20 protein-coding genes are annotated in these 22,942 nt (G+C 46.4%); 17 read left to right on the plus strand and 3 right to left on the minus strand.

Going from position 1 to position 22,942, the window contains the following annotated elements; genetic code table 11:
• Positions 1-25 precede the first annotated feature (25 nt).
• On the plus strand, positions 26-1,558 hold the full coding sequence (locus SATMO3_RS13045) for a hypothetical protein (protein WP_371381219.1): 1,533 nt from the start codon (positions 26-28) through the stop codon (positions 1,556-1,558).
• Between the two features lie 25 nt (positions 1,559-1,583).
• Entirely contained in the window at positions 1,584-2,516 is a 933-nt protein-coding gene (locus SATMO3_RS13050; RefSeq protein WP_371381220.1) for a glycosyltransferase family 2 protein, read from the plus strand.
• Positions 2,517-2,737: 221 nt separating this feature from the next.
• On the opposite strand, the gene SATMO3_RS13055 is transcribed toward SATMO3_RS13050, so the two are convergent.
• Entirely contained in the window at positions 2,738-3,874 is a 1,137-nt protein-coding gene (locus tag SATMO3_RS13055) for a cyclic nucleotide-binding domain-containing protein (protein WP_371381221.1), read from the minus strand.
• Positions 3,875-4,186: 312 nt separating this feature from the next.
• On the opposite strand from SATMO3_RS13055, the gene SATMO3_RS13060 reads away from it, so the two are divergent.
• The 11 genes from SATMO3_RS13060 to kdpC all read left to right on the plus strand — a co-directional run bounded on the left by SATMO3_RS13060 (position 4,187) and on the right by kdpC (position 18,726).
• On the plus strand, positions 4,187-5,866 hold the full coding sequence (locus tag SATMO3_RS13060; protein WP_371381222.1) for an ATP-binding protein: 1,680 nt from the start codon (positions 4,187-4,189) through the stop codon (positions 5,864-5,866).
• 84 nt (positions 5,867-5,950) lie between these two features.
• Positions 5,951-6,103 carry a hypothetical protein gene (locus tag SATMO3_RS13065; protein ID WP_371381223.1) on the plus strand — a complete coding sequence of 51 codons (153 nt, stop codon included), beginning with the start codon at positions 5,951-5,953 and terminating at the stop codon, positions 6,101-6,103.
• Positions 6,104-6,405: 302 nt separating this feature from the next.
• Complete coding sequence (locus SATMO3_RS13070) at positions 6,406-7,047, plus strand: class I SAM-dependent methyltransferase (protein WP_371381224.1); 642 nt, start codon at positions 6,406-6,408, stop codon at positions 7,045-7,047.
• 449 nt (positions 7,048-7,496) lie between these two features.
• The gene (locus tag SATMO3_RS13075) at positions 7,497-7,934 is read left to right on the plus strand and encodes a VOC family protein (protein ID WP_371381225.1); all 438 of its coding nucleotides are present in this window, start codon (positions 7,497-7,499) and stop codon (positions 7,932-7,934) included.
• 453 nt (positions 7,935-8,387) lie between these two features.
• Positions 8,388-10,169, plus strand: coding sequence for an APC family permease (locus SATMO3_RS13080; RefSeq protein WP_371381226.1), 1,782 nt, complete (start codon positions 8,388-8,390; stop codon positions 10,167-10,169).
• Positions 10,170-10,506: 337 nt separating this feature from the next.
• Positions 10,507-13,266, plus strand: coding sequence for an ATP-binding protein (locus SATMO3_RS13085; RefSeq protein ID WP_371381227.1), 2,760 nt, complete (start codon positions 10,507-10,509; stop codon positions 13,264-13,266).
• A complete protein-coding gene (locus SATMO3_RS13090; protein ID WP_371381228.1) occupies positions 13,232-13,921 on the plus strand; it encodes a response regulator in 690 nt (229 codons plus the stop codon). The genes SATMO3_RS13085 and SATMO3_RS13090 overlap by 35 nt, the downstream gene beginning before the upstream one ends.
• Before the next feature lie 330 nt (positions 13,922-14,251).
• Positions 14,252-14,338, plus strand: coding sequence for a K(+)-transporting ATPase subunit F (gene kdpF / locus SATMO3_RS13095; RefSeq protein ID WP_371381715.1), 87 nt, complete (start codon positions 14,252-14,254; stop codon positions 14,336-14,338).
• Between the two features lies 1 nt (position 14,339).
• Positions 14,340-16,046, plus strand: coding sequence for a potassium-transporting ATPase subunit KdpA (gene kdpA, locus SATMO3_RS13100; RefSeq protein ID WP_371381229.1), 1,707 nt, complete (start codon positions 14,340-14,342; stop codon positions 16,044-16,046).
• 14 nt (positions 16,047-16,060) lie between these two features.
• Positions 16,061-18,091, plus strand: coding sequence for a potassium-transporting ATPase subunit KdpB (gene kdpB / locus SATMO3_RS13105; RefSeq protein ID WP_371381230.1), 2,031 nt, complete (start codon positions 16,061-16,063; stop codon positions 18,089-18,091).
• A 59-nt stretch (positions 18,092-18,150) separates the two neighbouring features.
• Positions 18,151-18,726, plus strand: coding sequence for a potassium-transporting ATPase subunit KdpC (gene kdpC, locus SATMO3_RS13110; protein WP_371381231.1), 576 nt, complete (start codon positions 18,151-18,153; stop codon positions 18,724-18,726).
• A 437-nt stretch (positions 18,727-19,163) separates the two neighbouring features.
• Here the strand turns inward: kdpC and SATMO3_RS13115 are convergent, their stop codons facing one another.
• Positions 19,164-19,448 (minus strand): hypothetical protein, encoded by a 285-nt coding sequence (locus SATMO3_RS13115; protein WP_371381232.1) that lies wholly within the window; start codon positions 19,446-19,448, stop codon positions 19,164-19,166.
• Positions 19,449-19,672: 224 nt separating this feature from the next.
• Positions 19,673-20,059, minus strand: coding sequence for a pyridoxamine 5'-phosphate oxidase family protein (locus tag SATMO3_RS13120; protein ID WP_371381233.1), 387 nt, complete (start codon positions 20,057-20,059; stop codon positions 19,673-19,675).
• A 165-nt stretch (positions 20,060-20,224) separates the two neighbouring features.
• On the opposite strand from SATMO3_RS13120, the gene SATMO3_RS13125 reads away from it, so the two are divergent.
• The 4 genes from SATMO3_RS13125 to SATMO3_RS13140 all read left to right on the plus strand — a co-directional run bounded on the left by SATMO3_RS13125 (position 20,225) and on the right by SATMO3_RS13140 (position 22,697).
• A complete protein-coding gene (locus SATMO3_RS13125) occupies positions 20,225-20,611 on the plus strand; it encodes a winged helix-turn-helix transcriptional regulator (RefSeq protein WP_371381234.1) in 387 nt (128 codons plus the stop codon).
• Positions 20,612-20,655: 44 nt separating this feature from the next.
• Positions 20,656-21,666: a diguanylate cyclase domain-containing protein gene (locus SATMO3_RS13130; protein WP_371381235.1), complete on the plus strand. Its 1,011-nt coding sequence runs from the start codon at positions 20,656-20,658 to the stop codon at positions 21,664-21,666.
• A 136-nt stretch (positions 21,667-21,802) separates the two neighbouring features.
• Complete coding sequence (locus tag SATMO3_RS13135; protein ID WP_371381236.1) at positions 21,803-22,366, plus strand: DUF1697 domain-containing protein; 564 nt, start codon at positions 21,803-21,805, stop codon at positions 22,364-22,366.
• A 151-nt stretch (positions 22,367-22,517) separates the two neighbouring features.
• The gene (locus SATMO3_RS13140) at positions 22,518-22,697 is read left to right on the plus strand and encodes a hypothetical protein (RefSeq protein WP_371381237.1); all 180 of its coding nucleotides are present in this window, start codon (positions 22,518-22,520) and stop codon (positions 22,695-22,697) included.
• The last annotated feature ends 245 nt before the right edge of the window (positions 22,698-22,942 follow it).

Genomic DNA, 22,942 nt, shown 5'->3' on the forward strand with positions numbered 1-22,942 from the left:
GCAGGAGAGGGTGTTAGCAAGATTTATGTACAATTACCGTAGTATTATATTTGCAGACAGGTCGGACCGGTACTGGCAGCTGGGCTATGCGGGGCTATTGCTCGCAGGGCTTTTATTTTTCGTCTCCTGTGCCTTTTATAAGGAAATGTGGTTTGATGAGGCGTATACAGTGGCCATGGTCAGGCATGATTTTTTTAGAATTTGCGAAATCACAGCCCTCGATGTTCATCCGCCTTTGTATTATATGCTCGCCAAGCTGGCTTCTCTGGTCTGGGGACAGGATATTGTGGTTTACCGGCTGGTGTCGGTAACCGGGATGCTGCTGTTCCTGCTGCTGGGCGTTATTCATATCCGCCGTATCTGCGGCAACCGGGCGGGCCTCTATTATACCTTTTTCGCGGTATCTTTGCCGGTGATGCTGGAGTATTCAGGGGAAGCCAGAATGTATTCGTGGGCCATGTTTTTTGTGACCAGTGCCGGGATCTACGCTTATCTGGCCTACCGGCAAAATCAACGGCGCCATTGGGTACTGTTTGCGTTCTTCTCGCTGGGCAGCGCTTATACCCACAACTATGCCTTGCTTGGTGCTTTTTTTATTAATCTTAGCCTGCTGACGGCTGTTTTTTCCAGGAAAAGATATTTGCTCAAGCCCTGTCTGGTGACGATTTTGGCCCAGATAATTCTTTATCTTCCGTGGTTGTTCGTATTAATCAGTCAGGTAGTTGCGGTGACCAAAGAATACTGGATTGTTATCAATTATCAGCACCTGTTGCGGGATTTGCTGGTGTTTTATTTCGCCGAAAACCTGCCGGCCTCTGCCACCTGGCTGCTGAGTTTTGGCTGGCTGGCGGTCTGCGGCTTCGGGCTGTACACGGCTTTTACCCAGAAACGGCACTATGCGGGACTGGCACTAAGCAGCCTGGCTATTTATCTGGCCGTGATTGGCCTGGCCCTGCTTTTGTCCCAGGTAAAGCCAATTTTCATAACCCGGTATTTAATGCCGAATTCAGGATTTTTATTCATTGCTCTGGCCTGCGGGCTGGCTGCCGTCAGGCGGCAGGGCGTGGCTGCTCTTTTATGTACGGCGATTTTTATTGCCTCCTCCGTAAACTTTTATTTGCATTATGATAAAATTTACAACCCCCGGAACAATGACTTGCGGGCTGATATTGCTTACAGCCTCAACCCTGACGATATCTTTTTGTACACAGACATTCATCCGGCGGGGATCTATATGGTAGCCTTTCCTAATCATCAGCATTATGTGTTTTTGCCAGGCGGGCAGGAAGAGTCCAAGCCCAATCCCTTCCAGCCGGAGCTTAAACTTATTTATGATTTAAATGTCCTGGCAGACTACAAAGGCCGGATTTGGCTGATCGAAAGCGCCAATTCCCAGCTTTTGTATGGCCATTTGGGCAAAAGCGAGCCCCTGTTTACGGTTATTGATTTTGCCCGAATTTATGATATGCCCTATTTAAGCCACAAAGGCTTTGTGTTTGTCGGATCACTGCTGCAAAAAGAAACGGGGCCTGTGCCGCCATTGCCTGCACAGGAGTAATACAGATGCCAAGGAGGGCTGACCAATGAAATCATTAATCTCCATTGTTGTGCCCATGTACAATGAAAGCCAGAACATAGACTGTTTTTATCAAAAAGTATCTGAGGTCATGGGCGCCTTAACGGCGTATGACTATGAAATTATATGCGTCAATGACGGCAGCACTGATAATACACTGGAAAAAATTGAACTGCTGGCAACGAGGGACAAGCGGCTCAAGGTAATTGAACTGTCCCGGAATTTCGGCAAGGAAATCGCCCTGACCGCCGGCATCTTTGAAGCAAAGGGCGACGCCGTCATCCCCATTGACGCCGATTTGCAGGACCCGCCGGAACTCATCCCGGCGTTAATAGATAAATGGCAGGACGGCTATGATGTTGTTTACGCTACCAGGCTGGTCCGGGAAGGGGAAAGCAGTTTGCGAAAAGTGACCGCCTTCCTGTTTTACCGGGTCATGCACCGCCTCGCCAAGGTGGATATACCGCCCGATACCGGCGATTTCCGGCTCATGACCAGGCAGGTGGTGGAGGCGGTCAACCAGTTGAGCGAATACCACCGGTTTATGAAAGGGCTGTTTAGCTGGGTAGGCTTCAGGCAGACAAGCATTCCTTACCTCCGCAACCCCCGCCACAAGGGGATAACCAGCTTCAACTACTGGAAGCTCTGGAATTTTGCTTTGGAAGGAATCACCTCCTTCTCCTTTGTCCCGTTGCAACTGGCAACCTATGTGGGGTTTCTGACAGCTTTGCTTTCCGGCGTATATATCGCCTATATTATTGTGAAAACCTGGCTGTATGGCGATCCGGTGCCAGGTTATCCCTCAATGATGGTGGCCATCTTCTTCTTTGGCGGCACCCAGCTGATGACCTTAGGCGTCATCGGCGAGTATATCGGCAGGATTTATAATGAGTCCAAACGCCGGCCGCTGTATTTTATCAGAAAAAAGACCAATTTTTAGGGTATTAGTAGAGGCGCATCCTAATGAAACTGCTCGGGGCTCTAAAAATGACAAGACAGGCAAGAATTAAAAGTTGAGTTGATGCAAGAGAGGGCTTGAAGATCACCCAAGGACAAGATTGCGATTACCGATTTCAGAGAAAAACCCGGCTCAATAAATGAGCCGGGTTTTTCAGTCTACTTAAAGCGGCAATTTACATGTATAGAAGTAAGGATCGAAACCTAAAACGACGAACTTGTCTCGGATCTAAGGCTACCTGTTGCCGCTAAGTTTTGTAAAATCTTACGGGAAATATCAGGGTAAGTATAACTGAATTTTTTAAAATATTGGAAAGACAAAACAAGAATTTCTACATCGGTGCTTGCAAAAACATTTGATGTATGCTTAGTACGATTAACTAAACCGACTTCGCCAAAAAACTGTCCTGGTAATATGTATGTACCATCCGACGTTTCCAGTCTGCCGGCAAGTAAAATATTCAGTTCATTACCGGAATCTCTGCAGGTTATTATCGGCTCGCCGGTGTGGCATTTAAGAATTGCGCCGCAACTGTGGACGAATCTTTTGGCCGCCGGTTCAGGAATTCCGTGGAGCACCGGAATTGCCTTATGAGGGGAATGTTGTAGACATTTGCTCAGGTAAGCCCAATAAGCATCTTCCGCGACTGCACGGTTGCTGATTACTTTTGCAGCTTCGGGAAACTCCCGGTAGAACCATTTGCGGGTTTGATCATTCGGTGCGGTTCTATTATAAGCCACATTAAGTATAGGGGAGTTTACGGTCTGCAAGTATGCGATATCGTCTATTAATAAGACAAGTGGTATTTGCAGGCCGTAATCCGGGTCGACCCAATTGCGTGTGTAGCGTCGATAGCCGTAGTGTTCATGAAAGGGGAGCAAATAAGAATTGCAGTTGAGAAAGCCAAATTGTATTCTATTTTCGCAATACAGTTCATAAATTGTTGTTGCCAGCAGAAAATGGGCGGCGGAATGGCGGAAATCCGGAGATATCATACCCTTTGAAGCATATCCAAATAAATTGTCTACGTCAGCACTAAAGGTTTGAAACCTGTCCAATAAAAAATTTTGCGCTAAATTTGGTGGGAAATCTTCTACCCGTCCGATATTTACTCTTACAGTACCAATGAGATTTGTTCCAGTCTTTACATTCAGCAGCAATCCAAATTCGTCCAATTCATCACATAGCATTTCTTTACGATGGTCAACGGAGGCGAGCCGATGGCCAATTTCTTTTGCGTAAATATGGTAACGAAAGCGGAAAATTTCTTTTTTTTCTTGTGGTGTTGTCGCAATTCCGATGGTGATGGATTTGTCAGATAAGCTAACTACGTTTGTCATAATTTTTTTCGCTCCTTTTTTTCGTTTGTAGTGGACGATCGAATAGAGGGCATTATATTCAACGCCAATTACCTCCTTTGAATTAAAAATTAAGGAAATAGGCTGTATTCCCTATGGGTTTGAAAAAAATGCCCCTTTTTGAAAATAAAAACCCTTTATTCAAATACAGCATTTGAATAAAGGGTCTCTGTTTTGCATAAATTTGGTAAACTATTACTCATTTCGAGTAATTATTACAATGGGAAGTAGTAAAATAGTATTGATAAATTCTTGAACCGATCAATAATAATGTTTGAAATAAGGTGAACTTTCGTGAATCATGCGAGCTTGGCAATATTATGCGCGGTAGCCGGAATGTTTTGTATGATTCTTGTCTACAGCTATCTTTACGTTCTATACCGCGAACGTTACATGGGGATTTGGATCATAACCTGGGTCGCCTTTTCCGTGCGGCTGGTCCTTTTTGACTCCGGGATACTTGATTGGAAACAATCGCTGACCGGATTTATTATCTTTCAAATAACGTATAACAGCACAATACTATTGTTTCTATATAGTCAATATCTTTTTGTCGGCAGACCGTTTAACCGTTGGTGGGTGTACGGCGCCACCGCCGTAATTTTAATCAGCATTACCGCCGCTTTTCTGGATTTACCCTTTTGGTTTAAACACTCTTTTCCCGCCATGTTCGCCGGCATAATCCTGATCACTATCGGTCATTCTTTTATCTATGATTTAAAAATAAAGGGCATCGGCAACCGCATTACCGGCTATGCCTTTATCCTCTGGGGCCTGCTTACCGCCAGCACCCTTTATACCCTCGGTTTAGGATTGCCCTGGATAACTTCCGTGAATTACGCCATTGGCGGAATATTACGGCTGGTTATTGCCTCTGGTACGTTAATTGTGTATTTTGAAAAAAACCGCGCCGATTTGCTTGAACGGGAAGCTTACTTTCGGCTGTTAACAGAAGGTGCAGTAGACATCATCTACCGTTACCGGCTTTTACCTGAACCTGAATTGGAGTATATCAGTCCGTCCATACTTCCCATCACCGGCTATAGTGCCGGGGAATATTATGACGAAGCCGGCTTGCTGCGGAGTTTGATTCATCCCGATGATCTGCCAGCGTATAAGGCTTTCATTAACGCCACGGGAGAATATAGTTCTTTGCCTCTTGCGCTGCGTTTAATTCGCAAAGATAACCATATAATATGGATTGAGAATAAGTGTGTTCACCACTATGACGAAAAAGGAAATTTGCTTTACCTTGACGGCATTATCCGGGATGTCACCGCCCGTAAAGAACTGGAGCGCCTTGCCACCCGTGTTGACAAGCTGAATATGGCGGGAGCGATGGCTGCCAGTGTCGCCCATGAAATACGCAACCCTTTAACAACGGTTTGCGGCTATTTGCAAATAATGGCCCGTGAGGCTGACTTACATAAGTATGAAAAGCGTTTGGTTTTAATGTTGGAAGAACTGAACCGTGCTAATACCATTATCAGCGAATACCTCTTATTAGCCAAAGATAAACGGGTTGAACTAAAAAACCACTGCTTGAATACATTAATAAATAAAATATCCCCTTTAATTGAGGCTGATGCCGCCAATTTTAATGTCGCTGTAAGTCTTAGATTACAAGAATTACCCACGCTTGCTCTGGATGAAAATGAAATCCGCCAGCTGATACTGAATTTAGTACGTAACGGTTTGGAGGCCATGCCAAGGGGGGGCATACTTGTTATCGGGACAAGCTTTGAAAAAAAGGAAGTTGTCTTGTGGGTGCAGGATCAGGGTACCGGTATGCCGGATGATATCCTGCAAAACCTAGGAACACCATTTTTAACGACGAAGGATACTGGCACGGGATTGGGCCTACCAATTTGCTACCGCATTGCCACCCGGCACCATGCCACCATTAATGTAAAAACCGGAAATCAAGGCACGACTTTCTTGATTCACTTTAGTCAATCGCATTTTGTCGCCTGACGCTCTCTAAGTTTCCGCAGACCAAGATAAACAAAAGCGACACGGTCGTTGATCCGCCCCGGGCCGGCTGCGAACAGAAGGTGCTTGAGACTGCATCCGGCATCTTTGGCACGGGATTTGGCTGTCTTAAGCGGGCTTGGGTATGAAGCCCGGGAGATTCAGCCGGTGGATATGTTGCCGATGACGTTTCACGTGGAGTCAATTGGGTTAATAGAACGAAAAGCTCAGGAACAGTAAGGGGATGCGGATTGGGCGTAATTTCAAATGTGTGTTTTTGTGTTCTCATGGACGCAGCAAGCGGGGGCGAACGTATGCTAAGGGTACACCCCTTGTACGAAATGTTGGGATATTTTGCGCAAAACTATAGGCAGGGGACTAACTACTGTTTAAGATTGGTCAGAATTGCTCTAAAACACGGTAAACGACGAAACTATAGTTATGAAATTTAAAATATAGCAGGATATATTATTAAAGCTAGAGAAAAACAGCCATAGCTTATTTTTAGTGAGCTATGGCTGCGCTTTTGCATAAGGGCAATTATGGAAGGTGAAAGAATGTATCTATCATATTCAATCGGAATAATTATTCTGTTTAGTATTATTTGGTTTGCATGGAAATTTACCTCAAGGAAGAAAAATGTTCCGTGTCCGTCATGGCTTTATTGGGCAGTCGAACTAGAAAACCCTTTCGCTAGAAGCAGTCAATCGAAAAGTATTATTTCCGGACTTGATATTGAAGAAGGAATGACGATACTCGATATCGGATGTGGTCCCGGCCGGATAAGTATACCCTTAGCAAAGGCAGTTGCTGAACACGGGAAGATTATTTCAGTTGATATTCAGCAAGAGATGCTAGATATAGTTCAGAGAAAAGCCCTGAAGGCGAATGTTCATAATATTACTGTTGTGAATATAGCAATGGGAGAAGGAAAACTTGGAGACTATAAAGCCGATAGGGCAGTCTTGGCAGCTGTACTTGGTGAGATACCAAACAGAACTACTGCTCTAAAGGAAATATATAACTCATTAAGGCCGGGGGGAATACTCGCAATTTCGGAAACTATGTTTGACCCTCATTACCAAAAAAAGCAAACCATATTAGATTTAGTTAAAGCAATAGGTTTTGCCGAAGTCGGTTTTATTGGAAATAAGTTGGCATATACAGTATATTTAAAAAGATAAGTAAAGATTATTATTTTATATAATATGAGGTTGTAAAAATGATTATTGCACTTAAGGTAACCTCCTAAAATAGGTTAACAAAGCAAGTGAAGCATTTGGCTTCCCTTTGTATTTTTTAATATTATCCCAAAACCATAATTTTTAGGTATTCCTGCTTGTTTCCCTGGACGTGGTTAGGAAAATTGTAATAAAGACCGTCAAGGATCAAATAGTTGAGATGTATAGAACACCAATTTCAATGTACAGTTTTTTGATGACCATAGAAGATTACAAAGGATAGGTATTGGTCTATATTTAAATGAATTTGATGCATAATAGAACTATAAGTCACGCTTCATTGTCGCGTTCAGTGAGAGTAGCCTAACAGTCCTGACCGGGTATTCATCTAGCAACTCAGGACGACGGGGAAAGCGGGATATTGTTAAATCTATAAAAGGTGAGTGTTCAAAATGGTCGGAGTAGAAATTGACATGGTTATTACCGACAGCTTGAAAGCATTGGAATTATACAAAAAGGTATTTGATGTCCAAAGTATTGAGGTTACGAATTTCCCCAAAGGTGAAAATGAAGTCGTTTTTACCCTATACGGAGTTCGCTTTCACATGTTGGATGAAAACCCGCAATTCGGCTTAAAAGCGCCAAACCCGGATGAACCCCAATCAATGTGGTTTAACATCATCGTTCCTGATATCAAGGAAACATTTTCAAAGGCTGTCAGCGCGGGTTGTGCAGAACTTCAGCCAGTGACTGAACTGCCTGATTACGGAGTCACCAATGCTATGTTTATAGATTCTTTCGGCTATCAATGGATGCTGCATCAAGTGCATAAAGAAGTAAGTTTTGAAGAACGCACACGCCTTTGGGAGGAAAAAAGGGATAAACAATAATTGTTGTATCATGAGCATAATAAAAAAAGCGAGCCGGTTGGATGGTTGAAAATCACCCAACCGGCTTTTTATTGTCAGTGAATAAGGGTCAGTCGCTAAGGGTACCTCTTTTCCATCCTGAAGCAAAATCTTTACTTTTTTTTTACAGTAATGAACTGTTTTTTAATAACATTTTTACAGTGTTTAAAGGTAAAATATGCTTTGTTGATAGGTATACGGTAAGCGTGATATCTAGCATTATTAAAACATTAGTTTAATGAGAATGAAGTGCTGATGTTAGCTGCTTAAAAATGCTGGCAGAAGCGGTATAAAACAATGGATGGGACAATGCAGCTGACAATATTTCATAGCAATATATTTGCAAATATACAGGAATCATAGCAGGAGGTAATTACTCTGTTTCATCACATTAAAAAGATCTTGATTGGGCGGCCATTGCATAACAGGGAAGCCATGGGCGAACGATTGCCCAAATGGAAGGCGCTGGCGATATTTTCTTCGGATGCATTATCTTCGGTTGGTTACGGTCCGGAGCAGATTGCACTGGTACTGGCTGTTTCAGGTCTTGTAGCCTATGGCTATTATCCCTATGCATTTCTAACTGTACTTATTTTACTGGCCATTGTTACTGCCTCTTATACCCAAGTTGCCAGAGCCAATCCGGGCGGAGGCGGCTCATATTCGGTAGCCAGAAAGAATCTGGGCGAATACCCCTCGCTTGTGGCAGCGGCCGCTTTATTCGCCGATTATGTGCTGACAGTGGCTGTGAGCATATGTGCCGGCACGCAGGCGCTGGTATCCGCTTTTCCGACATTACAGGGCCGGGAAGTCAGTATTGACCTTGTGGTCTTATTTGGCATCCTGACCTTGATCAATCTTCGCGGGGTCAGGGAGTCTGCCCATGTTTTTGTGCTCCCGACGTACTTGTTTGTGCTGGGTATGCTGGGCTTGATCATCACTGGAGTTTATCAGGCATTAACCGGTCCGGGGCCTGTTTTTCCACCGGCGTCGCTGGCCCGCCAGGAGTTGGATTGGATGATGCTGGCGTTGGTGCTGCGGGCTTTTGCCAATGGCTGCAGCTCGATGACCGGTTTGGAGGCCATTTCGAATGGGGTGCCAATGTTTAAGCAGCCGGAGCATGTGAATGCCATAAAGACGACCTACTGGATGTCCGGGCTGCTGGCCGTTATGCTGACGGGGATCTCTTTTTTACTGCTCCACTATCATGTCATGCCGATAGCTCATGTGACCATGTTGTCGCAGATTGCCGAGCAAACGGTGGGCAGAGGCTGGTTTTACTATTACATTCAAATGGCTACCATGCTAATTCTGTTCCTGGCGGCGAATACCGCCTATAACGGTTTGCCGCCACTCTTGTCGCTCTTGGCGCAGGACGGTTATATGCCCCGCTATTTGGGCATGCGCGGAGAACGGTTGAGCTTTTCCAATGGCATTCTGCTGCTGAGTCTGGTAGCGGGATTGCTCATTATTGGCTTTAACGGCGACGTGGAACATCTCATTTCTCTCTATGCCATTGGTGTGTTTCTCTCTTTTACCATCGCACAGTCCGGCATGGTAGTTCACTGGTGGCGGCAAAAGAATCGCAACTGGGGCAGGCGGGCATTGGTCAATGGGTTTGGGGCGACGATAACGGGTATTGTCGTGGTAGTGATCGCCGTCAGCAAATTTTTTGCGGGTGCCTGGATTGTACTAATTTTCATTCCCGCCATGATGTTCGTATTTAAAAAAATAAAAAAGCATTATCTGGATATGGCGGAACAACTGCATTTGCCGCTGGAGGAAGGCCCGTATAGTATAAAGCCGGTGGGAAAGCACTATGTCGTTGTGCCGGTTGCCAGCCCCACTCGGGTAGTGGCGGAAACAATGCGGTACGCAAAAAAGATTGGCGACGAGATTATCGCCCTGCATATTGCAACCGATAAGGAGACAGCCCGGCGGGTGGAAGAAAAATGGCGTCAGTGGAATCCGGAAGTGAATCTGGTGACGGTTTATTCGCCATACCGACTGGTGATCCAGCCGTTATTGCACTTTGTGGAAAAACTAACCCGGCGGAAACAACCGGAGGATTATATTACTGTGGTGATTCCTGAGTTCGAGACCCGGAAATGGTGGCATCGTCTGTTGCATAATCAGACCGGACTGGTTCTGAGGACGCTGCTGATCTTTAATAAAAATGTGGCTGTTACCACACTTCCCTTTCATTTGCAAAAATAGATGATAGCGAGGAATACCATGTTTTTCTAAAGACATGGTATCTCTCTCTGTGTGTTAATAAAATACAAAAATGGTTTTTAAGCTGCATGTGTAGAAATACTATCCATGCGCTTTTACTTTTTTTATATCAGGCTGCTGTTTCTTAATATGGTTTTTACAGTGATTAGAGGTACAATAATAAGTGCCGTTCTATGTTTTGCTGACGGCAAGATGAGATTTAAATATCGCTTCAATACGGGGATATTATAAGCATTTGCTTAATCCTGAGACTAACCTTCAGATGGGGCTAAAACCCCGCCTGAAGCTAAGCCTACTTTATAAGGAGTTGGTATAACATATGAAAAAAGAGGAGGAACGTCGGCCTGATCCTGAAGAGTTACTACAGCAAATTCATAAAGAGCATCGCGGTAAGTTGACAATTTTTTTAGGGGCGGCCGCCGGAGTCGGCAAAACATATACCATGCTGGAAGCCGCCCATGACCGTCTGGCAGAAGGAGTGCGGGTAGTCATTGGCTGGGTGGAGACGCATGGACGGGCGGAGACTGAAAAACTGGTGACAGGCTTACCCCAAATTGCTCCTAAAACGCTAACATACCGTGCCAAGAATCTAATGGAAATGGATATTGACGCCATCTTGAAGCAAAAACCGGAACTGGTTTTAGTGGATGAACTGGCGCATACCAATCTGACAGGCTCCCGTCATGTCCGGCGCTTTCAGGATGTAGAGGAACTATTAAATGCCGGGATCGATGTTTATACAACGCTGAACATTCAACATATAGAAAGTCTAAACGATGTGGTTGCCCAGATTACCGGCGTCATTGTCCGGGAGACGGTGCCTGATTCATTTGTTGAGCAGGCCGACAATATCCAGTTGATTGATATACCGACGGAAGACCTGATTAAACGCTTAAAGGACGGCAAGGTTTATATTTCCGGTCAGGCTCAGCAGGCGTTAAAAAGCTTTTTTCGACCGGGCAATATCAATGCCCTGCGGGAACTGGCCCTGCGGTTTACCGCCTCCCGGGTCGATCAGGATATGACAGAATATATGCGACAGAATCATATTGACGGGCCCTGGCCGGCAGCCGGCCGGGTGATGGTTTGTGTCAGCGCCAGTCCATTTTCGGCTCAGCTTATCAGGGCAGCCCACCGGCTGGCAAAAGGACTACGAGCCGGTTTTCTGGCTGTCTATGTAGATACCCTAGCGCGCCGTTTTCCCATGGGGGAGAAGGAGCGGGACCGGGTTTGGCGTAATTTGCGCCTGGCAGAGGAGCTGGGCGGCAAAATTATCACGGTCGTCGGCAACGACATTGTGGAGGAAATGATAACGGTGGCCCGCAACGAAAATGTAACGGCCGTCGTGATTGGTAAGCCGCGCCACAGCCGGTGGCGGGAGTTTTGGCAGGGCTCGCTGGTGGATAAGTTGATCCGGCGCAGTGAAGGAATTAACGTCTATGTTATTCAAAGCAAGGCAGAGGCTGAGGCGTATTCCACCATCAGTACAGCCCGGCCTGATGCGCCGGCGATACCCTGGCTGCCTATTACCGGGGGGCTGTTGATGACGGCGGCGGTTACGGCAATAAGTTGGCTGGGCAGGGAACAATTAGAGCAAGTGAATATTGCCCTGTTGTATTTATTGCCGATTTTGTTCAGCGCTGTCCGGTGGGGCCGCTGGCCGTCCTATATTACAGCGTTGGCCAGTGTTTTGGTATTTGACTTTTTATTTACCCCGCCCCTGTGGACGTTTACAGTGAGCGATATTCGTTATTTATGGAGTTTTATCATTTTCTTGGTCATTTCCTTTGTGGTCGGCGGACGGACGGAAATGCTGAAAAAAGAGGTACTGCTGACCCGGCAGCGAGAAACCAGCGTGCGTACCTTATATGATTTTAGTAGCCAGATTGCAGCTATCATTGACGTAAACCAGATTGCCTGGACGTTTGTTAGGCACACCGGTGTAGCGATTGGCCGTAATACCGTACTGCTCTTACCAGAGGCTCAGGGAAATCTAAAAGTAGAAGCATGGTATGATGCCAGTGCGCCGGATGGCAGGGGAGATCAGGCGGAATTGCCAGCCGCAGAACATGCGGTGGCTAACTGGGTGTGGGCCAATGGCCAGGTAGCAGGGCGGTCTACGGAAACACTGCCTGGCGCGGACTTTTTGTTTGTGCCGCTGGCCGTTGACCGCCGGACAGTGGGAGTGTTTGGCATCGAACTGGGGCAGCAGAAAATGACACAGGAAGAACGGCAGCTCATTTATGCCTGGGCAGGTTTGGCGGCCATTGCCGTGGAACGGGGGAAGCTAACTGAAGATGCCCGACAGGCGGCGCTATTAAAAGAGTCCGATCAGTTGCGCACAGCGCTGTTTAATTCGGTGTCTCACGAACTCAGGACGCCTTTGGCGGCAATTAGCGCAGCCGTGGCCACCTTGCTGGACATGGGGGAGCAATATAGTGCCGAAATCCGGCGCGAGTTGCTAGAGACAGTCAAAGACGGTGCTAACCGGATGGAGCGGGTGGTGAGCAATCTGCTAGATACCGCCCGGCTTGAGAGTGGAATGCTTCAGTTAAAAATCGACTGGTGTGATGTGGAGGATATTGTGGGCACGGCCATTCGCCGCATGGGTGAGGCAACGAAAAATCATGTCCTGCGGACCCGACTGGCCCATGAATTGCCGCTGCTGCGGGCTGATTGCGTCTTATTGGAGCATGTCTTAGTCAATTTGCTGGATAACGCTATTAAATATTCGCCTCCCGGCACGGAAATCACTATTGCCGCCGAGCAAAACGGGCCGGAAATTATTGTATCGGTGGAGGATGGTGGTTGCGGCATACCGGTGCAAGATCTGGCAAAAATCTTTGAAAAATTTTACCGTACGCCACAGCAAGCGGTGCAGGTTACCGGCACAGGGCTGGGTTTATCGATTTGCAAGAGCATTGTGGAAGCCCATCGGGGACGGATTTGGGCCAAGAATAACTCGGGTGGAGGAGCAAGCGTTGTTTTTGCTATACCTGTACCGGATAACGGCGGTAGGACTATAGTAAAGGAGGGTGAGTGGAATGACGGAAAAGGGCCTCAGAATTTTGGTGATTGATGACGAGCCGCAAATACGAAAATTGCTGAATGTTTCCCTGCAGGCGCATGGTTATCAATTAAGCGAGGCGGGCAATGGGTTGGAAGGAATTCAACAGGCAGCTGCCTTTAAACCCGATCTGGCTATTGTAGATCTGGGGCTGCCGGATATGGACGGAAAAAAAGTAATTCAGCAAATTCGCGAATGGTCATCGATGCCAATTATTATTTTGACAGCTCGTGATCAGGAACAGGAAAAAATTGCTGCGTTGGATGCTGGCGCAGATGACTATATCACCAAGCCATTCGGCATAGGCGAGTTAATGGCCCGGATGAGGGTCTGCCTGCGGCGAATAGCAACTAGCGACAACGAACCAATACTGCGCTGCGGTGGTTTGGCTGTCGATTTGCTGCAGCGACGGGTCACTGTGGATGACCGGGAAATTAAACTGACACCGACAGAGTATGAATTGATCAAATTTATGATGCAGCATGCCGGGAGGGTGCTGACGCACAAGCAATTGTTAAAGGCGGGATGGGGCAATTCCTACGGGGAGGATACCCATTATATCCGCATCTATATCGGTCAGTTGCGACGCAAAATTGAGCAGGACCCTGCTCAGCCCCGTTATATTGTCACCGAATCAGGTATTGGCTACCGGCTGATGGGACGTTAGATGATCTTGATGCCAATAAAAAACAGACTGCTTGCCATAAGCAGTCTGTTTTTTATTGGCGTAAAGTAGGCGAGGTGTCGGATCTTTACATATTCTATATGCCGCAACAAGGATTTTTAGCCGCTTTTTTTACGGCATTTGGCGGTATTGTAGGTATAGAGACAATCAGTCTCAAATCTCAATATTGAAAGGAATCGTGACCATATATTATGAACGAAGGCAGTACCACCTTTACTTTTTTTTTATGCCGTAAGCCGATCTTTTAGCGACATCTTTATCCCCACCGGGGCTACAATAAATCTGAAGTCCAAAGGAAATAGGAGGGAAACTATGGCTGACTTATGGTTGGCAGGAATCACTGCCGTCTTATTATTGGTGTACTTACTTTATGCATTATGGAAACCGGAGGAATTTTAACATGATGACAGATATTGTATTGTTTGGACTGTTTCTCGTTGTGGTACTGCTTCTGGCTTGGCCGTTAGGCAAGTACATGGTAAAAGTGTTTACCATGGAAAAGACATTCCTTGACCCGGTAGTTCAGCCGTTGGAGCGGCTACTCTACCGACTGGCAGGGATCAATCCGGAACAGGAAATGAATTGGCGGCAGTATGCCGGAGCACTTCTGATGTTTAATGTGCTGGGCGCGATTTTAGTTTATCTGATTCAAGTCCTGCAGGGGGCGCTATTCTGGAATCCGGCCGAGCTGAACGGGGTGTCACCCTGGCACTTGGCATTCAATACTGCGGTCAGCTTTATGACCAATACCAACTGGCAGTCCTACGGCGGGGAATCAACCGTAAGCTATTTCACCCAAATGACGGCCCTGACTGTGCAGAATTTTGTTTCGGCAGCCGTAGGTCTGGCAGTGGCGATGGCCCTGATCCGGGGTTTAACCCGTAAGACAGCTTTAACTATTGGCAACTTCTGGGTCGATCTGGTGCGCGGCACATTCCGGGTATTGTTACCTTTATCCATTGTATTTACGCTGATTTTTATTCAACAAGGGGTTATACAAAATTTGTCGCCTTATCTGACGCTGCAAACGCTGGAAGGGGCGGAACAAACACTGGCGATGGGACCGGTGGCTTCCCAGGAAGCCCCGAAATTGTTGGGAACAAATGGTGGCGGCTTCTTTAACGCCAATTCCGCCCACCCCCTTGAAAACCCCACGCCGTTAACCAACTTTCTGCAAGTGGTAGGCATTTTCCTTATTCCTGCAGCCCTGGTGCTGACTTTCGGCCGGCTGGCCCATGACCGGCGGCAGGGGTACGCCGTATTAGCAACAATGGTGCTGCTGTTCGGCCTGATGCTGGCCGGCGCCTATCTCAGTGAACTGAACGGCAATCCCATTTTGGCCGGTTTGGACGTGGACGGTCCCACAGCGATGGAGGGCAAGGAAGTCCGGTTTGGCATCGCTGGTTCGGCCTTGTTCGCCACGGTGACGACGGCGGCTTCCTGCGGTGCGGTTAACGCCATGCATGACAGTTTTACGCCGCTGGGCGGTTTCTTTCCCTTGTTGCAGATGAAACTGGGAGAAGTCATTTTCGGCGGCGTTGGCGCCGGCTTTTACGGCATTATGCTGTTTATCATTTTGAGCGTGTTTATCGTTGGCCTGATGGTCGGCCGGACGCCGGAATATCTAGGTAAAAAAATTGAAGCCCGGGAGACTAAAATGGCAACGCTTGGGATATTATTTCCTTCGGTTACAATGCTGACCAGCAGTGCCATTGCCGCAGTTACGGAACCCGGAACATCCTCTATTCTCAATCCCGGACCGCATGGCCTGAGTGAGATCATGTATGCGTTCGCTTCTGCCGTAGGCAATAATGGCAGTGCTTTTGGCGGCTTGAGTGCCAATACCCCCTTTTATAATGTAATGCTGGCAATGGGGATGTTGATTGGCCGTTTCGGTGTCATTCTGCCTATTCTGGCGATTGCCGGCGGTATGGCGGAAAAGAAGGTTTCCCCTCCCGGCCCCGGCACTTTCCCCACAACCGGCTGGCTGTTTGTATTGCTCTTAGCTGGCATCATCCTGATTGTCGGTGCGTTAACCTTTTTACCTATACTGACTTTAGGACCTATTGTTGAGCATTTGCTGATGCTGCAGGGGACTACGTTTTAAAAGGAGCGAATGGAATGAATACTCGAAGCAGTTTTAATAAAGAGATCCTGGGAACCGCCGTGCGCGATGCTTTCCGAAAATTAGACCCGCGCACTCAGTTGCGTAATCCGGTCATGCTAATCGTGTATATCGGAGCTATTATCACAACCTGGTTTACTGTACGCGATTTTGTGCTGGGAGGCGGTCAGTCGACCTTCTTTACCCTGCAGATCACGCTATGGCTATGGTTTACCGTTTTGTTTGCCAATTTCGCCGAAGCGGTCGCTGAAGGCCGGGGTAAGGCGCAAGCCAATGCGTTGCGCAGTACCCGCAGCCAGACCAAGGCCAAGAAGGTAAACGGCAGCGGGACGAACTTGGTGGATGCGGTTGAACTGCGTAAAGGTGATGTGGTGCTGGTAGAAGCCGGAGATTTTATTCCCGGCGACGGTGAAATCCTCGAAGGCATGGCGTCAGTAGATGAAAGCGCCGTGACTGGAGAATCGGCGCCAGTCATTCGGGAATCAGGCGGCGATAAATCTTCAGTTACCGGCGGTACCAGGGTGCTGTCCGATTGGATTAAAATCCGCATTACAGCCAATCCTGGCGAAACTTTTCTCGACCGGATGATTTCACTGGTCGAAGGGGCAAAACGGCAAAAAACCCCCAATGAAATTGCCCTGACCATCCTGCTGATTGGCTTAACCATCATCTTTTTGTTCGCCGTGACAACGCTGGCACCCTTGGGGATTTATTCCGGGATTAACATACCGGTTGCGGTTTTGATAGCCTTGTTGGTCTGCCTGATCCCCACGACTATTGGCGGGCTGCTTTCCGCCATCGGCATTGCAGGTATGGACCGGTTGCTTAAGCGGAACGTACTGGCCATGTCCGGCCGGGCGGTGGAAGCTGCCGGCGATGTGGATGCGCTGCTCCTGGATAAAACCGGCACTATTACGCTGGGCAATCGTATGGCGACTGAGTTTGTCCCGGCTCCCGGCATTAGTCCGGAACAACTGGCCGATGCGGCTCAGCTTGCCTCGCTGGCCGATGAGACACCGGAAGGCCGTAGCATTGTTGTATTGGCCAAAGAAAAGTACAACCTGCGGGAACGGAATTTAACGGCCATGGAAGCCGAGTTTGTTCCGTTTACGGCGCAGACCCGGATGAGCGGCGTGAATGTAAAAGACCAGGAAATCCGCAAAGGTGCGGTGGATGCCATCAAAAAATATACGCAAGGGCGGGGCAGGGCTTTCCCTGATGCCGTTGAAAAAGCTTGCGAGTCGATTGCCAAGAGTGGTGGAACACCCCTTGTCGTGGCGGAAGGAGCACGCGTGCTTGGTGCCATTCATCTGAAAGATATCGTGAAAGGCGGTATTAAGGAACGGTTCCGGGATCTTAGGCAGATGGGCATTAAAACCATCATGATTACCGGTGATAATCCGCTGACTGCCGCAGCCATCGCCGCCGAGGCCGGAGTGGACGATTTTCTGGCCGAAGCAACACCTGAAGATAAATTGCGGTTGATTCGCCAGTATCAAGAAAAAGGAATGCTGGTTGCCATGACCGGCGACGGCACCAACGATGCGCCGGCGCTGGCTCAGGCTGATGTGGGTGTGGCCATGAACAGCGGCACTCAGGCTGCCAAAGAGGCCGGCAATATGGTAGACCTGGACAGCAATCCTACTAAACTGATTGAAGTGGTTGAAATCGGCAAGCAGCTTTTAATTACCCGCGGCTCCCTGACCACCTTCAGCGTGGCCAATGACGTAGCCAAATATTTTGCCATCATTCCTGCCATGTTTGCCGGAGCTTTTCCGGTGCTGAACGTGTTCAACATCATGGCCCTGGCTACTCCGGAAAGTGCGATTTTAAGCGCAGTTATCTTTAACGCGATGATTATTATCGCCTTGATACCGCTGGCCTTGCGTGGGGTACAGTACCGGCCGGTGGGTGCCGAGGTGCTGCTCAGGCGTAACCTTCTAATTTATGGCTTGGGGGGGATTGTGGCCCCGTTTATTGGGATCAAACTGATTGACTTGATCATTGTAGCGCTTGGCTTGGTCTAGTGATGGGGCAGAGTAAGAGATAACTGTCACAGAATAGAAGGAAAGGGTGTTGAAAAAGTATGTTCCGACAATTTGTAAGTGCGGCAGTAATGCTTGTCGCACTAACCATTATAACCGGTTTTATTTATCCGTTGGCGATGACCGGCGTGGCGCAGGCGGTATTTCCCGATCAGGCTAACGGTTCAGTTATCGTTCGAGACGGAGTGCCGGTAGGTTCCAGATTAATTGGCCAAAATTTTACCAGCCCCGGCTATTTCCATAGCCGGCCATCGGCGGCTGGCCAGGACGGCTATGATGGTGCTAGTTCCTCCGGCTCTAACCTGGGTCCGACCAATCAGAAGCTGATGGACACAGTGAAGGATAATGTACAAAAAGTACGTGAAGAAAATGGATTGCCCGCAGGGGCTGGGGTGCCATCCGACTTAGTGCTGGCCTCAGGCAGCGGTCTTGATCCCCACATTACGCCTGATGCCGCTTATGCCCAGGCTGAACGGGTTGCCAGGGAGCGAAGGCTAAGTGCTGATTCAGTGCGGCAACTGGTGGAACAGCATGTAGAAGGAAGGCAATGGGGCATTTTGGGTGAACCCCGTGTCAACGTGCTGGAGCTGAATCTGGCGCTTGATGCGTTGAAATAGAAGTATTACTTTCTTTATGAAGACCCGCTTCACTCGCCCTGATTTATCAAACTGTTGCAATACTTCCGCATGGACCGCCTGGAAGTGGAACTGGCGAAGGAGCATGGGGAGTGACACAAAAAACAGAAGCATGTGGATTTTTCCAAGGGAAAAATCCACATGCTTCTGAAAGTAGACCTATTAGAATAACCATTACAATTCTAATTTATCGGTAATTCTATGAATTACATAAGGCACTGTAAATGCCAAAGGTAAACCCACTGTGGTGTAGCAAAAAGTATAAGAATATGAAACACTTAGAAACTACCGACCTTGAGCCGGATTTTAGTGCTAACTGATTTTGCTTATTGTGGATTACAAACAAATTGCAAAACTATCTTGACGGTACCGAATGAAATATTGATATTTAAATTTTAGCGAGGAACTTATCACTCGACTCATGTTAATCCAGTGCAGTGGGTATAGTCCCCTTGTTTCATGCTTGCCAGTTTGTTTTCTGCAAATAACTGTGCTTCTTCCAGCGATCCAAAAGTTAGTTTCCCACTAGCTTTCCAGTAAGAGTAGTATTCTAAATTCTTATTTTTATGTGTAATTTTGACGGTGAAACGGTCTTCCTCGTGTTTTTCTAACACAACCACATACTCAGAATCATCATAGATCCATTGTCGGCGAATAATACCCCAATCGGCAATTTCAATATACTTGTATTCCAGAATAATCACCTCGCGAAATGTAGTTATGTGAGTGAATTGTTAATATATTCTAAATTTGATTATATCTCCGACTAATACTACTGTCAATAAACGCGACATCTCATTTATATGTATATCATATTTGAAGAGACGCGCAGGGACGCTCGCTATGCTTCTTTGAAACGTAAAAATCCATGCAGCTAGCTGCATGGATTTTTAGTTGCCGGATAAAACCAAGCGTTTTTTGCAGATGATCAGATAACTTTTTTATTATCCGCACTGGGGGTGGTGACAATAACTTTTTCAGGAATGATAATGAGAGCGCCTCTGGCCTTTAAGGCGCCCTTGGACACATCGGATACTAGCTTCTTTAAGGTGTCAACGATGGGACCTGTGGTTACATACTCTGCCATACCCTTGATCTGATATCCTTCCCTTGTCGCACCGTTGCAGGCGGAAACGGCTACCTTGCCATTGGTCTTGATGTTGGACAGAGTGGTCTCAAGGAATACATCACCGACAATCAGCTTACCATCGGTAGTTACATCTTTAAATGCCACGGGTACGTTGTTCGGTTCGTCAGAATAAGTACCCAGATACCACAGCTGCTCTTTAAGAAGTTTTACAACATTTTCTTTCATTTGCATGGACCCCCTTTGAATTGCTCTCGCTTGAGCCTTGACTAAAGTATAGTCCGGCAATTCCTGGCAGGGAATACATTGGTAAATTAATAAGTTACTATTAAATTTAATAGTAACTTGAAGTAGGAAAGCGATATCTTTATAATACAAGCAGGAGATGATGAGATGTATCAACGTAAATTAGAAAAGGATATTCGTTGCCCTCTGGAATATGGATTAGAAATTTTCGGAGGGAAATGGAAATCACGCATTATTTGCGTTCTGGCAGAGAAAAGTGTCCTTCGTTACAGCTCGCTGTGTAAGCAGATGATGAACATTACAGATGCGGTCCTGGCATCGGCATTAAAGGAATTGATCGCAGATAAAATCGTTCAAAGGCAGTCTTATGACGAAATTCCTCCGAGAGTGGAGTACTCTCTTTCGAATAGAGGAAAATCCGTTGTACCCATTCTGAAAAGCATTTGTAAATGGTCGGGCGTATTCCACAGAGAGAACAGCGAGCTTGTTCTTTCGCAATGCCAAAAATGTGATTACAATTTTAAACCCGAGTGATTGAATGATGGAAACTGATAGGATTAAGAATAGGGTGGGTTGGATTGAATCAAAATAATTTAAGCAGCGATATTTTGATGGAAATTATTAGCATACAGACTGAAGTGGTTCAGCAAGGCATAAATCTGAGCAGTATTATGGAGTTAGTGACCCAGCGAACTCAGTATATTACCAATGCAGCTGGCGCTTCTGTCGAATTAATTGAGAAAAATGAACTCGTGTACAGTGCTGCCTCCGGAATTGCTGAGAAGTACCTTGGCTTACGATTGAATATGGAAAATAGCTTGTCTGGAGAATGTATAAAAACAAGATTGCCTTTGGTCAGTAATGATATTGAATGTGACGAAAGAGTCAATAAGGAGGCCTGCAGGCAAATTGGCCTTAACTCCATGATCGTAGTGCCTTTGATCTGCCGGAATGATGTTGTTGGCGTATTAAAGGTTCTTTCAGAAAAAGCCGGTCATTTCAATGCTGACAGTATTAAAATACTGGAAATTATGTCAGGACTCATTGCAGCGGCGATGTTTAACGCAATCAGTAATGAAGAAAGCGAGTTGTTTCATAAAGCCACACATGATAATATGACCGGGATAGCAAACAGGTCTTTATTTTATGATCGTTTGCGGCAAAAATTGTCACAGGCTTCGAGAAAACATGAAAATTTCGGAATCATAACACTTGATATGGATGGATTGAAAGAGATCAACGATAATTATGGGCATCGGGCAGGTGATGCAGCAATTAACGAAGTTGCTTTGCGGATTAGCAATACCTTGCGCGAGATGGACACTGTTGCCAGGCTTGGGGGAGACGAGTTTGGAATCCTTGTTGCAGAAGTAATGACTCGGAATGATCTTAGATCGTTGATTCAGCGGATAGATTTTGAAATTATAAAATCATTTGAATTTGAAGGCGGGAAATTAAATCTTAGAGCCAGTATCGGCTATGCTCTTTTCAGTGAAGACGGCATTGAGCTGGAAGTTCTGATTGAAAAAGCAGATAAATCAATGTATGAAGTAAAAAGAGCTCGCAAGGGAGCAGAGAAGGTACGCTGATTTTTTAAATTCCAATTTCCAGGACAAGAAATTGGCCAAGATTAAAATACTGCATTGATAGAATGGAAGTAGGTAAAAGCAGCTTGGGTTTTACTGCGAAGGCAAATTAGTGGGATATTTTAACGGAGTGATAGCAATGACTCAGTATATAGCGCTGTTGAGAGGAATTAATGTAGGCGGAAAGAACATAGTTAAAATGTCGGATTTAAAACGCATGTTTGAAGAACTCGGACTACAGCTTGTTCAAACCTATATTCAAAGCGGCAATGTTTTGTTCAAATCAGATAAAACAGAAGAAATGCTTCGGCAAACAATTGAGCAGGAGTTTGCGAGCGTTTTTGGTTTCCCTGTTATTGTTGTTTTGCGAACCGTTACGGAATTAAACCAGATGATCAGGGAATGCCCCTTCTCTAAGGAAGCGATAGCTGCGGCAGAAGAAGCGTCGGCAGCGGAAAGCCTGTACGTGGCGCTGCTACTCCAAGCTCCCGCCGAGGAAAGCGTTGAACGCTTGAACTCTTATCGGAGCAAAAATGATGATTTTTGCATCCAGAGACGGGATGTATACCTTTTGTTTCATCACAGCATCCGGGTTTCCAAGCTTGCGAATAATCTTTCCAAACTGGATGTTCCAATGACAGTGCGTAACTGGAAAACGGTCACTAAGCTTACGCAATTGGCAGCTGCCGCCAAGGATAAATAATAATGCTGCATTATAGGATCATCAGGACTCACGAAACAGGCCCTTAATCGCCTTGGCGAAAAGGTATTCGAAATGTTTCTGAAAGGTAAGTAGTGGTGAATCCATGCTACTATGTAGCGAAAAGATACTTGAAATTTTAGGAGGTAAGAACATGAGTGTTAAAGAGTCTGTTATCGCAGCTATGAAAGCTGCCGGCAAACCTTTAAGTGCGGGTGAGGTTGAGAAACTGTCCGGTTTGAACCGAAAAGATATTGATAAGGCATTTAAAGAATTGAAAGGGGAAAATGCCATCACTTCGCCGGTACGATGTAAATGGGAACTGGTGAAATGATAATCCGCTGCCGGCGATTTTGCCACTGTAGATATGCTAGAATGGAATAGTTTTATTATGGTCGCCTAAAACTTATGTTTAGGCGACTTTTTGTTTAGGTGAGTCGGTATTTATACAGGGATTTTGAGGGATTTTGCTTCTGTGGAGGGAGCGGAGCTGATGATATAGTTTTACACCCGAACTACAAAATTTGTTTGTCTGGATAAAGGATTTTATTTATGGAAGGAGAATATTTTCACCATAAT

This window comes from Sporomusa aerivorans, from assembly GCF_041428895.1.
Classification (GTDB): domain Bacteria; phylum Bacillota; class Negativicutes; order Sporomusales; family Sporomusaceae; genus Sporomusa; species Sporomusa aerivorans.

Coding starts and splice junctions, on each gene's coding strand:
- SATMO3_RS13085 (WP_371381227.1), top strand. CDS start 10,507: ATGAAAAAAGAGGAGGAACGTCGGCCTGATCCTGAAGAGTTACTACAG.
- SATMO3_RS13125 (WP_371381234.1), top strand. CDS start 20,225: ATGTATCAACGTAAATTAGAAAAGGATATTCGTTGCCCTCTGGAATAT.
- kdpC (WP_371381231.1), top strand. CDS start 18,151: ATGTTCCGACAATTTGTAAGTGCGGCAGTAATGCTTGTCGCACTAACC.
- SATMO3_RS13075 (WP_371381225.1), top strand. CDS start 7,497: ATGGTCGGAGTAGAAATTGACATGGTTATTACCGACAGCTTGAAAGCA.
- kdpF (WP_371381715.1), top strand. CDS start 14,252: ATGGCTGACTTATGGTTGGCAGGAATCACTGCCGTCTTATTATTGGTG.
- kdpB (WP_371381230.1), top strand. CDS start 16,061: ATGAATACTCGAAGCAGTTTTAATAAAGAGATCCTGGGAACCGCCGTG.
- SATMO3_RS13080 (WP_371381226.1), top strand. CDS start 8,388: ATGGGCGAACGATTGCCCAAATGGAAGGCGCTGGCGATATTTTCTTCG.
- SATMO3_RS13050 (WP_371381220.1), top strand. CDS start 1,584: ATGAAATCATTAATCTCCATTGTTGTGCCCATGTACAATGAAAGCCAG.
- kdpA (WP_371381229.1), top strand. CDS start 14,340: ATGATGACAGATATTGTATTGTTTGGACTGTTTCTCGTTGTGGTACTG.
- SATMO3_RS13120 (WP_371381233.1), bottom strand. CDS start 20,059: ATGAAAGAAAATGTTGTAAAACTTCTTAAAGAGCAGCTGTGGTATCTG.
- SATMO3_RS13045 (WP_371381219.1), top strand. CDS start 26: ATGTACAATTACCGTAGTATTATATTTGCAGACAGGTCGGACCGGTAC.
- SATMO3_RS13135 (WP_371381236.1), top strand. CDS start 21,803: ATGACTCAGTATATAGCGCTGTTGAGAGGAATTAATGTAGGCGGAAAG.
- SATMO3_RS13070 (WP_371381224.1), top strand. CDS start 6,406: ATGGAAGGTGAAAGAATGTATCTATCATATTCAATCGGAATAATTATT.
- SATMO3_RS13055 (WP_371381221.1), bottom strand. CDS start 3,874: ATGACAAACGTAGTTAGCTTATCTGACAAATCCATCACCATCGGAATT.
- SATMO3_RS13140 (WP_371381237.1), top strand. CDS start 22,518: ATGAGTGTTAAAGAGTCTGTTATCGCAGCTATGAAAGCTGCCGGCAAA.
- SATMO3_RS13090 (WP_371381228.1), top strand. CDS start 13,232: ATGACGGAAAAGGGCCTCAGAATTTTGGTGATTGATGACGAGCCGCAA.